Origin of the sequence: Vibrio sp. 10N, assembly GCF_036245475.1 — a bacterium.
Taxonomy (GTDB): Bacteria; Pseudomonadota; Gammaproteobacteria; order Enterobacterales; family Vibrionaceae; genus Vibrio.
In genome coordinates this window covers 3,149,629-3,164,215 of record NZ_BTPM01000001.1, presented here as the reverse complement: position 1 = coordinate 3,164,215, position 14,587 = coordinate 3,149,629, and the positions used below count along the sequence as shown (strand labels likewise).

The 14,587-nt window shown below is 47.4% G+C and carries 13 protein-coding genes; all 13 read left to right on the top strand.

The features are described from left to right. The first annotated feature begins 140 nt into the window (after positions 1 to 140). The 13 genes from pilM to AAA946_RS14665 all read left to right on the top strand — a co-directional run bounded on the left by pilM (position 141) and on the right by AAA946_RS14665 (position 14,504). Positions 141 to 1,118, top strand: coding sequence for a pilus assembly protein PilM (gene pilM / locus AAA946_RS14725; RefSeq protein ID WP_338165485.1), 978 nt, complete (start codon positions 141 to 143; stop codon positions 1,116 to 1,118). A gap of 1 nt (position 1,119) precedes the next feature. Beyond that, entirely contained in the window at positions 1,120 to 1,710 is a 591-nt protein-coding gene (locus AAA946_RS14720) for a PilN domain-containing protein (RefSeq protein ID WP_338165484.1), read from the top strand. Beyond that, a complete protein-coding gene (locus tag AAA946_RS14715; RefSeq protein ID WP_338165483.1) occupies positions 1,710 to 2,294 on the top strand; it encodes a type 4a pilus biogenesis protein PilO in 585 nt (194 codons plus the stop codon). Before AAA946_RS14720 ends, AAA946_RS14715 begins: the two co-directional genes overlap by 1 nt. Beyond that, positions 2,284 to 2,790, top strand: a complete 507-nt coding sequence (locus AAA946_RS14710) for a pilus assembly protein PilP (protein WP_338165482.1) — start codon at positions 2,284 to 2,286, stop codon at positions 2,788 to 2,790. The genes AAA946_RS14715 and AAA946_RS14710 overlap by 11 nt, the downstream gene beginning before the upstream one ends. Then, complete coding sequence (locus tag AAA946_RS14705; protein WP_338165481.1) at positions 2,790 to 4,526, top strand: type IV pilus secretin PilQ; 1,737 nt, start codon at positions 2,790 to 2,792, stop codon at positions 4,524 to 4,526. Before AAA946_RS14710 ends, AAA946_RS14705 begins: the two co-directional genes overlap by 1 nt. Positions 4,527 to 4,711: 185 nt before the next feature. Next, positions 4,712 to 5,230: a shikimate kinase AroK gene (gene aroK / locus AAA946_RS14700; protein WP_112461388.1), complete on the top strand. Its 519-nt coding sequence runs from the start codon at positions 4,712 to 4,714 to the stop codon at positions 5,228 to 5,230. A 30-nt stretch (positions 5,231 to 5,260) separates the two neighbouring features. Beyond that, positions 5,261 to 6,346 (top strand): 3-dehydroquinate synthase, encoded by a 1,086-nt coding sequence (gene aroB, locus AAA946_RS14695; protein WP_338165480.1) that lies wholly within the window; start codon positions 5,261 to 5,263, stop codon positions 6,344 to 6,346. Positions 6,347 to 6,451: 105 nt separating this feature from the next. Next, on the top strand, positions 6,452 to 7,945 hold the full coding sequence (locus AAA946_RS14690; protein ID WP_338165479.1) for an SPOR domain-containing protein: 1,494 nt from the start codon (positions 6,452 to 6,454) through the stop codon (positions 7,943 to 7,945). A 158-nt stretch (positions 7,946 to 8,103) separates the two neighbouring features. After that, entirely contained in the window at positions 8,104 to 8,928 is an 825-nt protein-coding gene (locus tag AAA946_RS14685) for a Dam family site-specific DNA-(adenine-N6)-methyltransferase (RefSeq protein WP_338165478.1), read from the top strand. A 104-nt stretch (positions 8,929 to 9,032) separates the two neighbouring features. Next, positions 9,033 to 9,710 carry a ribulose-phosphate 3-epimerase gene (rpe, locus tag AAA946_RS14680; RefSeq protein WP_112478385.1) on the top strand — a complete coding sequence of 226 codons (678 nt, stop codon included), beginning with the start codon at positions 9,033 to 9,035 and terminating at the stop codon, positions 9,708 to 9,710. A gap of 12 nt (positions 9,711 to 9,722) precedes the next feature. After that, positions 9,723 to 10,403 carry a phosphoglycolate phosphatase gene (locus AAA946_RS14675; RefSeq protein WP_338165848.1) on the top strand — a complete coding sequence of 227 codons (681 nt, stop codon included), beginning with the start codon at positions 9,723 to 9,725 and terminating at the stop codon, positions 10,401 to 10,403. A 158-nt stretch (positions 10,404 to 10,561) separates the two neighbouring features. Next, a complete protein-coding gene (trpS, locus tag AAA946_RS14670) occupies positions 10,562 to 11,578 on the top strand; it encodes a tryptophan--tRNA ligase (protein ID WP_338165477.1) in 1,017 nt (338 codons plus the stop codon). A gap of 259 nt (positions 11,579 to 11,837) precedes the next feature. Continuing rightward, positions 11,838 to 14,504, top strand: a complete 2,667-nt coding sequence (locus AAA946_RS14665) for an ExeM/NucH family extracellular endonuclease (protein WP_338165476.1) — start codon at positions 11,838 to 11,840, stop codon at positions 14,502 to 14,504. The last annotated feature ends 83 nt before the right edge of the window (positions 14,505 to 14,587 follow it).

Genomic DNA, 14,587 nt, shown 5'->3' with positions numbered 1-14,587 from the left:
TTTCCTGATTAATTAAGGTTACGAGTAGGTAATTACTTGTAGGCTAGGACAAAAATATACCTATAGGGTTAATTAACGCTTATTTGAGCGTCGATCTCAACCTTTTCACGTTGTTTATGTATTTGTTGAGGTTATTTTTCATGGCAAGAAAATGGATCACCGGGATAGATATTGGCCATCACAGCACCAAGGCCGTTGTCTTGGTCAGCGATGGGACCGATATCTCCTTAGTCAACCATCTGGAGCTCAAAGGATGTGATGCTATTTTCTCCGATCCCCACGCCCTTAAACATCAAGATAGTGTTAAGAAACTTAAAATTCTGCGAAAGATTGCGCCGTTATTTCGCAATAGTGCTGCTATTGTGCTGCCGGAAAGTGCCGTGATCAGCAAAGTCGTCACACTTGAGGCGGGTCTTGAAGGGCAAGAGCAGGAGCTTGCCATTGAGCAGGCGATGAATCATCAGACGCCTTATCCAATGGATGACATTGCTTTGGATTTTATTAAAGAGACCGAAGAAGACAACGTGGCGGTAGAGGCGTATCGAGTACATGTGACCAAACAATCGATCGTCGATAACTGGTCTCAAGTGGTCAGTAAGCTTGGTTTTCGTCCTAAGTTAATGGATACCAACAATGGAGCACTGCGCGGCATACAGAGCTGGGTTTGCGCTCATACGCCATCGTTGGCAAATCATGCGGTGCTGGATCTTGGCTGCGTACAAGCGACACTACTTCCACCGCCGGCGCTCTCCCCTGAGCTGGCAAAGTCATGGGTGCTGGAGCCCATTCCCGAGCTACAAAATCGCGCAGAGAGTCAGTTCAAGTCGCTATCTGAAGTGGTGTTTGAGTCGGTGGCTGGGCGGGTTGCTTCTCAGCTGCAGTTGTATCGCTCGGTGGCTGGGCAAGAGGCCATTGATGGGGTCATTTTGATGGGCGGACACGCGCAGCAAGAGGGCGTAATCGATAGCGTTACTAAGACCTTGTCCTGCCCAATAGCGAGCATCGATTTTCAGCGATTATCGACAAGTAAGACCAAATCGCCCCAACCTTTGTCACCATGCTATGCCTCTGCGGTAGGAGCGGCCATCAATGGCCTGAATTGGCTTAAGAGACATTGATATGAAGATAATCAACCTACTGCCTTGGCGGGAAGCTAAGCGCAAGCAGCACCAACAGCGCTTTATCGCGATGATCGCCGCGGCACTGCTTCTTGGTTATTCGACGTCACATCTGTTGAATTTGAAATTAGCGGGTGAGGTCAGTACCCAACAACTGCGGGTCACCTATCTACAAGGTGAAATCGACGACTATCGACGTCAAATCCGCGCATTGTCATCGACCAAAAGTGAGCAGCAGTCTCTAGAAGCACGCCTTGACTACATTGATGGGTTACAGCAACAGCGTAATAAGACAACTGCGGTGATGAATCTACTGCCGACATTGATCCCTTCTCAAGTCTATGTCGATAAGATTCGTATGCAGGGGGAGCAATTTAAGGTCAGCGGCATTGGGGAAAGTACGGCTTTTCTTGCTCAAATGCTGGATAGATTTGAACAATCGACGATGGTCAATAATGTAGTACTCCACTCTATCGTTCATGATCGAGAGCGTTTTGGTAATAAATATCAAGCATTTGAACTGTCATTTGCTATTGATAGTGCGGCGTTACTTGCTAATCCAGCCAAACAATCGCAAACAGGAGTGAACTAATGTCACTCGACCTTGAACTTGATGAATTAAGTCACTGGCCGTTGATACCGCAGCTTATGGTTGTCGGTATGGTCTTTGTAGTGGCGGCGCTGGTCAGTGGCTGGCTTTTGGTTAAGCCAAGTTATGAAGATCTCGATTATTACAAACAACAAGAAACGCAATTGAAACAAGAGCTACAGGTTGTCGCTCGCAAGGCCGCTATGTTGCCAGCGATGTCAGCGCATCTTAGCGAACTTTCCGACCACTACGACAGGCTAATGCGTCAATTGCCTGCTCAACAAGAACTAGCAAGCTTGCTCGCAGACATCAACGAGCAAGGCCTCAACAACCATCTTACTTTTACTCGCATCAACTGGGGTAAGCGTCAACCACAGAAGTTTCTATTAAAACTTCCTTTAGATATCGAACTGACGGGAAGTTATGACGATATAGGCCGCTATGCGCAGGCAATTGCAGCGCTGCCCCGCATTGTATTAATTGAAAATGCTGAATGGCAGCGAGTCAGTTTGGAGAGCAGCACACTGCACTTTCGCGTCAATGCGACAACCTACCAGTTTATTGCGGAGGCTGAAGATGAAAAATAGCGGTCTAGCAACAGTGTTATTTCTTGGTTTATTTGGCTGTAATGCCAATCAAGACTCATTGCAACAGTTTGTTTTAAATACAGAATCGAGCACTGAGCCGCAAAAAATGGCGGCGCGATTGATTCAGTCTTCTGACGTAGTACGCTTCCAAGAGCCGAGCAGTCACTCGCCTTTTAGCTTGCCGAAAATGGCAACTCAGCAGAATCCCGAACGTGGGCAGAGCTGCTGGCAACCGAAGACCAGAACCAAACAGGGGTTGGAGCTTTATCGAATTAACGAGCTGCAGGTCAAAGGAATCATGAGTAAAAATGGCAAGATGACAGGCTTGGTGATGTTGCCTAATAGACGCGTAGTGAAAGTGGAAGAGGGGCATTTTCTTGGGGAGAACAACGGTCAAATCAAACAAATAACTGAAAATGCGCTAATAGTGGGCGAAACCTTGCCCGATGGATTGGGATGCTGGTACCAAAGACAAATAAAACTGGCATTGAAGTAATGGAGAAACACGTGCAACGTTTAGTGGTGCAGGGCATCAATTTCTTTATCTGTGGTCTTGCATTGAGTCTTGGCTTGCTGACAAGTAGTGAACTTGCGGCTAATGAAATTACCAACGTCTCATTTCAACTCAACGAACAGCGCCAAGGCGTGCTGGTGGTTGCGCTTTCTGAGCAGGAGAGTGCTGTGGATGTTAGTAGTCATGATAATGGTCTGAACATTATGCTCAGGCAAACCAAAGTGACAGCCGAGCATTTATCTATTTATGATGTGACCGATTTTGCCACACCAGTCACGACCATCGAAGTCTTTGATGAATCGCCTCATGTGCGCCTGGCCGTGAAAACCAAACAAGCGGTTGACTATCAATATGCGGTCTCTGATAGGCAACTTCGGGTTACCATTGTTGAGCTTACCCAAGCTCGCGCTGACGAAAGGGCGCTGGAGTCGCGCAATAAAGATCAGCTTACCTCGATTAATTTTCAAGATATGCCCGTTCGCAATGTGCTGCAGCTTCTCGCCGATCACAACGATTTCAACTTGGTTGTCTCTGATACGGTACAAGGCAACCTGACGCTGCGCCTTGATAGTGTCCCTTGGACCGATGTACTCGATATTATTCTGCGCGTAAAAGGTCTTGATAAACGAGTCAAAGGGGACGTAGTGCTGGTGGCGCAAAAGGCAGAACTCGATCGACAGGAAAAGCTTGAACTAGAACGTCATCAACTGACCGAAAAAATCGGTAAGTTGGCGTCAGAAATCATCAAGATCAACTACGCCAAAGCCTCTGAAATGGCGGTTATGATAGGTGGTAAAGAGGCCGTCAGCATGCTGTCTGAGCGTGGCTCTGTGACGGTTGATGAGCGCACTAACTCACTATTACTTCGCGATCTTCCTGACAATATAGAAGTCATTAAAAGCATCATTGCGGAGCTCGATATACCCGTGAAGCAGGTTCAGATTGAAGCGCGAGTGGTGACCATCAAAGAGGGCAATGTTGAAGAGCTAGGGATCCGCTGGGGAGTGAGTTCAACCAATGGTAATACGACCGTGGGTGGCTCTATTGAAAGTAACCTGGTGGCTGCTGGTAATGGAGAAGAACTTAAGATAGATGATTTCTTAAATGTAAACCTGCCTGCTGTATCCGATAACGCCGCAAGTATAGCGTTTCAGGTGGCAAGCCTTGGAACGAACACTTTGCTCGACCTTGAGCTTTCGGCACTACAAAATGAGTCGAAGGCAGAGATCATTTCTAGTCCAAGATTAATTACTACCAATAAGAAATCAGCGTATATAGAGCAAGGTACCGAGATACCTTACCTAAAATCCACATCAAGTGGTGCTACTGCAGTGGAGTTCAAAAAAGCAGTACTGTCGCTAACGGTCACGCCCCAAATTACCCCCGATAACCGGCTAATTTTAGATCTTGACGTTACCCAAGACAGAGTGGGGGAGGTGCTGAAAACACTAGAGGGCGAAACCGTCGCGATTGATACTCAACGTATTGGTACACAGGTTCTGGTGAACAATGGTGAGACTGTGGTACTTGGCGGCATCTACCAACATACTTTTTCCAATAAAATCGATAAAGTGCCACTTTTAGGTGATATTCCAGGCTTGGGCGCATTATTTAGACGAACCTATGAAAATATCGGCAAGAGTGAGCTGCTAATCTTTGTGACGCCGAAGATTATTACCCCAACTCCTGCACTGGCAGAACTCGGTAACTCTTTGTAAATTAGTCATTAATTGAAAAGGATTAAAAATAAAGTTGCATTAAAGCCACCTTACCTTGATAATTTCGGGTCTTATCACGACTTATCTGTGAGGAATCGGTGCCACAAGCCCTTTTTTCCGAGGTTCCTTTTCGGTCTTTTCTTGTGGCGATGTCATTGAATTAACGTTGTAAATTAATGCTGAACATGGCTGAGAAACGTAATATTTTTCTTGTTGGCCCTATGGGTGCCGGCAAAAGTACAATCGGTAGACACCTGGCTCAACAACTTCATATGGAGTTTGTTGATTCTGATACTGTTATTGAAGAGCGCACTGGCGCAGACATCGCTTGGGTGTTTGACGTTGAGGGCGAAGAAGGTTTCCGCAAACGCGAAGAAACCGTTATTAACGATCTAACCGAACAGCAAGGTATCGTACTTGCAACTGGTGGTGGTTCTGTAAAGAGCAAAGACAACCGTAACCGTCTGTCTGCTCGTGGTATCGTTGTTTACCTAGAAACCACAATTGAAAAACAACTTGCTCGCACTAACCGCGACAAGAAACGTCCATTACTTCAAACGGATAACCCACGCGAAGTACTAGAGAGCCTAGCGGACGAGCGCAATGATCTATACAAAGAAGTAGCGGACTATGTGGTTCGTACTGACGATCAAAGTGCAAAAGTGGTAGCCAACCAAATCGTAAAAATGCTAGAAGAAGGTTAATCGAAACCTTTTTCATTAGGAGAGCAAACCATGGAACGGATTACGGTCGAGCTTGGTGAGCGCAGCTACCCAATTTCAATTGGTGCCGGGTTATTTAATGACTCGGCTCAATTTGCCCAAATTCCCGACGGAAAATCAGTAGTGGTGATCACCAACACCACAGTATCCCCTCTTTATGCTCAAGCGATCCTTGACCAGTTAGCAAGCAAAGGCTGTAAAACTTCTTTGCTGGAACTGCCGGATGGCGAGCAATACAAAACACTCGATACTTTCAATACGGTGCAAACTCATCTGCTTTCTGGCAACTACGGTCGTGATGTCGTGGTGGTCGCTCTTGGCGGTGGCGTGATTGGCGATCTTGTCGGTTTCTCGGCAGCTTGCTATCAACGTGGCGTTGATTTTGTACAGATCCCAACCACCTTACTTTCGCAAGTGGATTCATCGGTCGGCGGTAAAACGGCAGTTAACCATGAGTTGGGTAAGAATATGATTGGTGCGTTCTATCAGCCTCAATCAGTGATCATTGATACCAACTGTTTAAAAACGTTGCCAGAGCGCGAGTTTGCAGCGGGCATCGCTGAAGTGATCAAATATGGCATCATCTACGATGAAGCTTTCTTTGAGTGGCTAGAGGAAAACCTCGATAAATTGTATGCACTTGATCAGCAAGCGCTAACCTACGCAATTGCGCGTTGTTGCCAGATCAAAGCAGAAGTTGTTGCTCAAGATGAAAAAGAGTCTGGTATTCGCGCGTTATTGAATCTAGGTCATACATTTGGTCATGCGATTGAAGCGGAACTAGGGTATGGTAAATGGTTACATGGTGAGGCGGTTTCTTCTGGTACCGCGATGGCAGCGCACACTGCACAACTGCTCGGTGATATTACCCCGCAGCAAGTGACACGTATTATTACATTGTTAGAGCGTGCTAAGTTGCCTGTGCATACACCGGATTCGATGAGCTTTGATGATTTTATCAAGCACATGATGCGCGATAAAAAGGTACTATCTGGCAAGCTGCGTTTGGTATTGCCTACCTCTATTGGCAGCGCCCAAGTGGTCTCGGATGTGCCAAGAGAGCTCATTGAGCAAGCGATTGATTTGTGTCGCAAGTAGCCCACAATCGCATTTAGTGTATTGAGGTTACGCGAGAACAGCGAATAAAATAAGAGGCTCCATTATGGAGCCTTTTTTAGTTTTGATTGGTGGAAGTAAACCTGGATGAGTTTGTGCTATGAATTACGGGTGTTAGAGCTCGACTCACAGACGCAGTTGCTTGAGAGAGTGCAACTTCTGACGCAATTCGCGTCAAACTTTGTGGTAATCAAAGGCGAAGCTGGAGCGGGGAAAACTTGGCTGGCACATCGTTACCTCGAGGCCTGGTCGCATGATAAAAACCAGTCTTTAGTGACCAGCCTTCCCAATCAAGAGGATGAGGTAAATCGAGGCAATATACTAAGGCAGCTGTTCCCACAACAGATGTACAGTACGACGGATTCACTGAATGACAGTATCGAGCGTCTTCTTGATGGAGAGGCGTGCAATATTGTGATTGTGGTGGACAATGCTCATCACGCCTCCCAAGCCTTGCTCGCTGAATTGTGGCTATTGTATAGCGCTGCACTCTCTACACCGAAACAGAACATCAGTGTGGTGCTGTTTACGTCCAGTGATTCGGTTGCAAGCAAGCTTACTCGATTGAGTCATGGACTGGAGATAAAACCGGTTGAGCTCGATGTGGATGAGTTGTCAGAGGGAGAAGCTGAGCGTTTTTTTGAGAGTTTAGTTCTACGCTATCTTGATGAAAGCGTTGAAAAAAGAATTAAAAGGGCGTTTACTAATACCAGACCACTTCCGGGAGAAATTTTGGCGCTAGGAGAGCACAAAGTGGAAAAGAAAGTGATTATTCGTTCATTGGTAGGCTCACCTGCCAAGATTGCTGCCACGGTAGCGGTTATTGTGTTGCTACTGTTTTTGGGCTATCGCTGGCTACTGCAAGCTCCCAAACCGAGTATTTCACCGGCCGAGGCGGTGAAAGAGCAAACCGTGATCCCGACCTTAGAGCAGCCGCAAGATGAAGTAACTGCTGAGCAAGCACAAAAAGCAAATCAAGAGATGCCAGCTGAGCTTAGCGCCAGTGACGATTCAGAGGCGCTGCCTCCGGTCGTCACGTCTGAAACGGCAAGCGTTGGTGTGGCTGAGAGCGGAGAGCGCGTCGTGATTACCTCAGATGTGGTTGATGCTCTGTTGGATGATAAAACGGACATTGCCGTGGAAAAAGCGGCCGAAATTCAGCAAGCCGTGGACAGTGCTAAAACGTCAAGTAATATTCAGCCCGTGGCTATTGAGCCACCACCAGAAGTGACTCTTGATGAGGAAGTCACTGAGGCGCTGCAAACGCCGATCAGCTTCTCATTTGCGAGAGATCAGCTTAATGCATTGCCATCAAACAGCTATACATTACAAATAGCTGCGATGACTGCTATGGAAGATGTGCAAAGGTTCTTAAACCAACACAGTTTTGATAAGCCAGTACGAATTTATCCTACCCTACGCGGTGAGGAAAAATGGTATATCGTCACTTACGATCATTACGCGACTATCCAGCAAGCGCGTGATGCGGCGGAGAAGCTGCCAGCAGAGCTTAAGTCGCTCGGCCCATGGCCAAAAGCGCTGAGCCAAGTGAAGCGTGAAATTGCTCGCTGGACAGAATAAGCTTTCGACCTAGTCACCTGTGAGCGAGTTAACGGCGACTCAGTCAACATTTACACCAAGCGCTGTTGACCTTTCTACCAGAAAGGTCAACATAACAATTTGAATTATGATATATTCCCCAGCCTTAATTTTTGGGGTGGTAGTAGATAGAGCAAGTAATGAAGAAGCAACGTGCCTTTCTTAAATGGGCTGGTGGAAAATATGGCTTGGTTGAAGACATTCAAAAGCATTTGCCAGACGCAAGAAAGCTGGTAGAACCGTTCGTTGGTGCAGGCTCTATTTTTCTCAATACGGATTACGAGCACTACTTGCTCGCCGATATCAACCCAGATCTTATTAATCTTTACAACCTGCTAAAGACGCAGCCAGAGCAATACATTGCTGAGGCGAAACGTCTGTTTACCCCAGAGCACAATCGTAAAGAAGTTTATCTCGATATTCGCGCTCAGTTTAACCAAACCGACGACATTATGTTTCGCTCGGTCGCCTTCTTGTACATGAACCGTTTTGGGTTTAACGGCTTGTGCCGTTACAACAAAAAGGGGGGCTTTAACGTGCCGTTTGGTTCATACAAAAAGCCATACTTCCCTGAGAATGAAATGGAGTTCTTTGCAGAGAAAGCGAAGAAAGCCACGTTTGTCTGTGAGGGTTACCCTGAGACCTTTAAGCGCGCTCGAAAAGGCAGCGTGATTTACTGCGATCCTCCATACGCTCCGCTTTCCAACACGGCCAATTTTACCTCTTATGCAGGTAATGGTTTTACCTTGGACGATCAGGCTGCACTTGCCGATGTGGCTGAGCATGCGGCGTTTGACCGTGGCATTCCGGTACTGATCTCTAATCACGACACCACGTTGACGCGCCGCTTGTATCACGGAGCCCAGCTCAATGTGGTCAAAGTGAAGCGAACTATCAGCCGCAATGGCGCCGGTCGCAATAAAGTCGATGAATTGTTGGCATTATTTGAACCGCGAGATCAATAACTCCTAGCCAAGGGCTAGGATTTACCCCCTTGCTTCGGTAGAATTGCGCGCACTGTTACTGTTATGTAAAGACTCGCTTGCAATCCATTTCACTGAGGTTAGGTATGAAAGACTTTCTTATTGCTCCATCCATTCTCTCTGCAGACTTTGCTCGTTTGGGTGAGGATGTCGAAAAAGTACTCGCTGCGGGTGCTGACGTCGTTCACTTCGATGTGATGGATAATCACTATGTGCCTAACCTAACGTTCGGTGCGCCAATCTGTAAAGCGCTACGTGACTACGGCATTACTGCTCCTATTGATGTTCACCTAATGGTGAAACCTGTCGACAGCATCGTACCTGATTTTGCGAAAGCGGGCGCGAGCATGATCACTTTCCACGTCGAAGCGTCTGAGCACATCGACCGTACTCTTCAGCTAATTAAAGAGCACGGCTGTCAGGCCGGTGTGGTACTTAACCCAGCAACGCCGCTTTCTTGCCTTGACTACATCATGGATAAGGTCGACCTGATCCTTCTGATGTCGGTAAACCCAGGCTTTGGTGGTCAGTCATTCATCCCTTCAACGCTGGATAAGCTGCGCGAAGTTCGCAAGCGTATCGACGCTTCTGGTCGCGATATTCGCCTAGAGATTGATGGCGGTGTTAAGGTTGATAACATTCGCGAAATCGCTGAAGCGGGTGCAGATATGTTTGTTGCGGGCAGCGCTATTTTCAATCGTCCTGATTACAAAGAGGTGATTGATGAGATGCGTGCTGAACTTGCTAAAGTAGAAAGCAAGTAACGGGTAGGCATGATGAGCGCAATTAAACTGGTTGTATTTGATCTCGATGGCACGTTGCTTGATAGCGTGCCTGATTTAGCACTCGCCGCTGACCAAGCGGTTCAAGAGCTTGGTTACCCAGCAGTAACGGAAGAACAAGTTCGCGATTATGTTGGCAATGGTGCTGATATCTTAATTGGTCGCTCGCTAAGCCAGAGTATTGATGTTGATCCGAGCTTATCACCAGAGCTGCTCGCGAAAGCGCGTGTTCTGTTTGATGATTTTTACAAAGCGAGTGGTCACAAACTTAGCCACCTTTATCCAGCGGTACATCAAACGCTGGATACTTTGGTTGCCAGCGGCATTACCGTCGCACTGCTAACCAACAAGCCGTCAAAGTTTGTTCCAGAGCTATTAGAGCAGCACAAGCTGGATAAATACTTCAAGCACGTGTTGGGTGGTGATGCGTTTGAAAAGCGTAAGCCCGATCCCATGGCTTTACATTGGCTGATGGAGCAAGAGCAAGTATCGGCGGATCAGGTGCTGATGGTCGGCGATTCAAAGAATGACATTCTTGCGGCGCGCAATGCGGGCTGTCACGCGTTTGGTTTGACTTATGGTTACAACCACGGTGAGCCGATTGCTAATGCCAAGCCTGATTTTGTTGCCGACATTGTGTCGGATGTGCTTAAAGCAGTCGGTATCGACGCTTAACTACCTCAAAATGCCGTGAAGCCAGTGTCTTTCTATCCCCTAGTTATAAAACACTGGCAAAATACTCGCCAATGAGTACACTGCTAAAACCGCGTTAAAATAACGCGGTTTTTCATTCTCCTAAATTATCTCGTCAAGAAGTCAAAGGAATCATAATCATGAGCAAACCCATTGTATTAAGTGGTGTTCAGCCGTCAGGTGAACTAAGTATCGGTAACTACTTGGGTGCTCTACGTCAATGGCAACAAATGCAAGACGACTATGACTGCCAGTACTGCGTTGTTGACCTTCATGCCATCACGGTTCGCCAAGATCCGAAAGCGCTGCATGAAGCAACCCTAGACGCACTAGCAATCTGCCTTGCGGTTGGTGTTGATCCAAAGAAGAGCACGCTATTTGTTCAGTCACACGTACCAGAGCATGCTCAACTTGGTTGGCTTCTTAACTGCTACACCCAAATGGGTGAACTGAGCCGTATGACTCAGTTTAAAGACAAATCTCAACGTTACGCGAACGATGTGAATGCAGGCCTATTTGGTTATCCAGTATTGATGGCGGCTGATATCCTGCTTTATGGCGCGCACCAAGTGCCAGTTGGTAACGATCAGAAGCAGCACCTAGAGCTAGCGCGCGATATCGCGACTCGTTTCAACAACATCTACAGCCCTGAATCGCCAATCTTTGAAGTGCCAGAGCCGTACATTCCAACAGTGAATGCGCGTGTAATGAGCCTGCAAGATGCGACTAAGAAGATGTCTAAGTCGGACGATAACCGTAAAAACGTGATCACGCTGCTGGAAGAGCCAAAGTCGATTCTTAAGAAGATCAACAAGGCGCAAACAGACACAGAGACACCACCACGCATTGCTCACGATTGGGACAACAAAGCGGGTATCTCTAACCTAATGGGTCTTTACTCTGCAGCAACCGGTAAAACGTTTGAAGAGATTGAAGCGCAATACGCTGGCGTTGAAATGTACGGTCCATTTAAGAAAGATGTTGGTGAAGCACTCGTCGCTATGCTTGAGCCTATCCAATCTGAGTACCGTCGCATTCGTGAAGACCGTGCTTACATGGACGAAGTGATGCGCCAAGGCGCTGAAAAAGCTTCCGCTCGCGCAGCAGAGATGCTGGCGAAAGCGTACAAAGCGGTAGGTTTTGTGGCGCGTCCATAACATCATCACAGCATTGAATACAAAAAACCACCCAACAGGGTGGTTTTTTTATGCCTGCAGTAAGTGCATGATTTGTAAACGATTGCATGACCGGAACCAGTTCTGTTGAAAGTTAGTGTTGTGCGACAAATTCTCACAAGGCACTGTGACAAAACACTCAAAATACCCTGATCTGTCTTATTTGTCTCATAAATTATCGTGATAGTTGTCCTGAATTTAGTTTCATTAAATAACAATAACGAGATATTCAGGTGGATGTATGACAACGAACAACCGACGTTCCTTGCTCGCAGTGGCGATTGGATCGCTGCTGGCAGCCAATGCGAATGCCGAGCTGATCATTTCCCAATATGTTGAAGGTGGTGGTTACAATAAAGCGATAGAGATAGCGAACACCGGCGATACGCCGTTGACGCTTGATGGCTATCAGTTAGCACGATCAACCAATGGCGATGGCAGTTGGGGCAGTACGCTCTCTTTGGATGGTAAAACGCTCGCGGCGAAACAGGTCATGGTGTTTGCCAATTCTGGCGCAAGCGATGCGATCAAAGCCGTGAGTGACGAAGTGGAAAACAGTGTCACCAGCTTTAATGGTGATGATCCTATCGCTATTTTGAAATCGGACGGCAGTGTTCATGATGTGCTTGGCGTGATGGGCGATGTGGACTTTGGCACGGACGTGACTTTGGTGAGAACCACTGCTGCCATTGAGCCTAGTGCGACGTTTGATGCTTCGGATTGGGTTACGTTAGACAAAGACGTGATTGATGGTTTAGGTGACTACGATCTGCAAGCTGCGCCTGAGGCATTCACTTGTACTGATTCTGGCGCTGCGCCAACTTTTACCACCATTAGCCAAATCCAAGGCAGTGGTGACAGCTCACCCTTTATTGATGGCTACCCTTATATCACCGATGAAGATTTCTTCGTCAACGGCGTGGTTACAGCTGTCACCTCTGGGCTGACTAAAGGTTTTTACCTTCAAGATATCACCCCAGATAACGACGTTGCGACATCCGATGGTTTGTTTGTCCACACCGGCGGTTTGGTCGCTGATCTAGCACCGGGTGATGTGGTGTGTGTGAAGGGGAAAGTACAAGAGTATTACTCCCATACCCAGCTTGCGTCAGACATGAACAGCTATCTCAAGCAGAGCTCTGGCAACGCCCCTGCGGCGACGCCACTGGAACTGCTGGAAGGTGAAAACCTTCGCCAAGCACTTGAACGTCATGAAGGCATGTTGGTTGAGCTGACCGATCAAAGTGCTTTGCATATTACGCGCAATTTCTCCTACGACTATGCTGCGCGCCGCAATAACATGCTGCTTTCCTACCAAGCACCGCTGTACAAGCCGACGCAGTTGCACCCAGCTGAGAGCAGCGAGGCGGTAGCGCTTGCAGAGCACAATGCCAACCATCGTGTGTTTGTTGAATCCGATCAAAAAGCGCCGAGCGGTCAAATCCCTTATTACCCAAGTTTTGCCACTGACCCGGATCAAAATGGTAGCTCTGAAAATCACCTACGTTTAGGCTCACGAGTTGAAGGCATGCAAGCCGTCGTTACCTACAGCTACAACGAGTATCGTTTGATTGTCACCAACGAGCTCGACAAGAGCAATTTTGTCGAGGCAGGTGAAGGATTCAATGTCGAGCGTAAAGCTGCCCCTAGCGTTGTGGATGCCGATCTGCACGTAGCAAGCTTTAACGTACTTAACTACTTTAACTCGGTCGCAGACAGCGGCGATGCTAATGCCCTTGGTCAAAATCGCGGTGCAGAGAGTTTTGCAGAGTTTGAGATCCAACGTGCGAAAATCGTGGCGGCAATGAAAGCGATGAACGCAGACATCATCGGCCTAATGGAAATTGAAAATAATGGGTTTGGTGAAGGCAGCGCGCTGAACAACTTGGTGACTGCGCTGAATGCAGAATTTGATAATACCGATGACCACTACGCCTATGTTGAGATTGAGGCTGCGGACAAACATCAAGATACGTATCTAGGCAGTGATGCCATTATGGTGGCGATGATCTACAAGCCTAGCAAGGTGGAAGTGAATCAAAGCGCTCAAGTGATACCAATGCCAGAGCAACACATCGAAGCGGGTTTGATTAGCCGTGATAAAGATGACACCACCAACCCAAGCTACGACAAGTATCAGCGTCATAGCTTGCTGCAGACGTTTGATGTGAAAGGCAGTGACGAGTCCATTACCATCGTCGTCAATCACTTCAAATCAAAAGGCTCTGAGTGTATTGAAGAGTGGATTGCGGGGGTCGAAGATAGCGAGCCAAGCGACCTGCAAGGGAACTGTAATAACTTCCGCGTATCGGCAGCGAAAGTGCTAGGGGATGCCATCGACCAGGTATCTGGCGATATCCTGGTGATGGGGGATATGAATGCTTATGGCATGGAAGATCCGATTCTCGTTCTGACCGACTACGATCCTGCGCAGCACAAGCGTGAAATTAAGACCGCCTCTTACACCACGCTTGGCCTAAATGATGATGGCACTAACAAGGTTTACCAGCAGCAAGGTGCCATTATTAATCAAGGGTATGGGCTCGTGAATCTCAATACCAAATTGCATGGGGCCGAGACGTTCTCATACAACTATGGTGGTGAGCTTGGCAACCTAGACCACGCGCTGGCGAATCAAAGCTTGGCGCAGAAAGTGGTGGCGATTGAAGATTGGCACATTAACTCGCTGGAGAGCAATTTGTTTGAGTACAGCAGCAAGTACACTGGAGATATGGCGAAGTACCAAGATGCTTATTCAGCATCGGATCACGACCCTATCTTGATTGCTATTGATTATTCTCAAGAAGAAGAGAAAGAGGATGGCGCTGGTTCAACTGGCCTAGCTTCTCTGCTCGCGCTGTTCGGTTTTGGTGTTTATCGTCGTCAGCGACGTCATATAAAACGTTAATGCTTGTAGACTTGTAAGGCCAGCGTAAGCTGGCCTTAATTTTAATAAACCATAATTCTGCGCTTGCCTTTCATCGTAGGTAT

Coding starts and splice junctions, on each gene's coding strand:
- pilM (WP_338165485.1), top strand. CDS start 141: ATGGCAAGAAAATGGATCACCGGGATAGATATTGGCCATCACAGCACC.
- AAA946_RS14720 (WP_338165484.1), top strand. CDS start 1,120: ATGAAGATAATCAACCTACTGCCTTGGCGGGAAGCTAAGCGCAAGCAG.
- AAA946_RS14715 (WP_338165483.1), top strand. CDS start 1,710: ATGTCACTCGACCTTGAACTTGATGAATTAAGTCACTGGCCGTTGATA.
- AAA946_RS14710 (WP_338165482.1), top strand. CDS start 2,284: ATGAAAAATAGCGGTCTAGCAACAGTGTTATTTCTTGGTTTATTTGGC.
- AAA946_RS14705 (WP_338165481.1), top strand. CDS start 2,790: ATGGAGAAACACGTGCAACGTTTAGTGGTGCAGGGCATCAATTTCTTT.
- aroK (WP_112461388.1), top strand. CDS start 4,712: ATGGCTGAGAAACGTAATATTTTTCTTGTTGGCCCTATGGGTGCCGGC.
- aroB (WP_338165480.1), top strand. CDS start 5,261: ATGGAACGGATTACGGTCGAGCTTGGTGAGCGCAGCTACCCAATTTCA.
- AAA946_RS14690 (WP_338165479.1), top strand. CDS start 6,452: ATGAGTTTGTGCTATGAATTACGGGTGTTAGAGCTCGACTCACAGACG.
- AAA946_RS14685 (WP_338165478.1), top strand. CDS start 8,104: ATGAAGAAGCAACGTGCCTTTCTTAAATGGGCTGGTGGAAAATATGGC.
- rpe (WP_112478385.1), top strand. CDS start 9,033: ATGAAAGACTTTCTTATTGCTCCATCCATTCTCTCTGCAGACTTTGCT.
- AAA946_RS14675 (WP_338165848.1), top strand. CDS start 9,723: ATGAGCGCAATTAAACTGGTTGTATTTGATCTCGATGGCACGTTGCTT.
- trpS (WP_338165477.1), top strand. CDS start 10,562: ATGAGCAAACCCATTGTATTAAGTGGTGTTCAGCCGTCAGGTGAACTA.
- AAA946_RS14665 (WP_338165476.1), top strand. CDS start 11,838: ATGACAACGAACAACCGACGTTCCTTGCTCGCAGTGGCGATTGGATCG.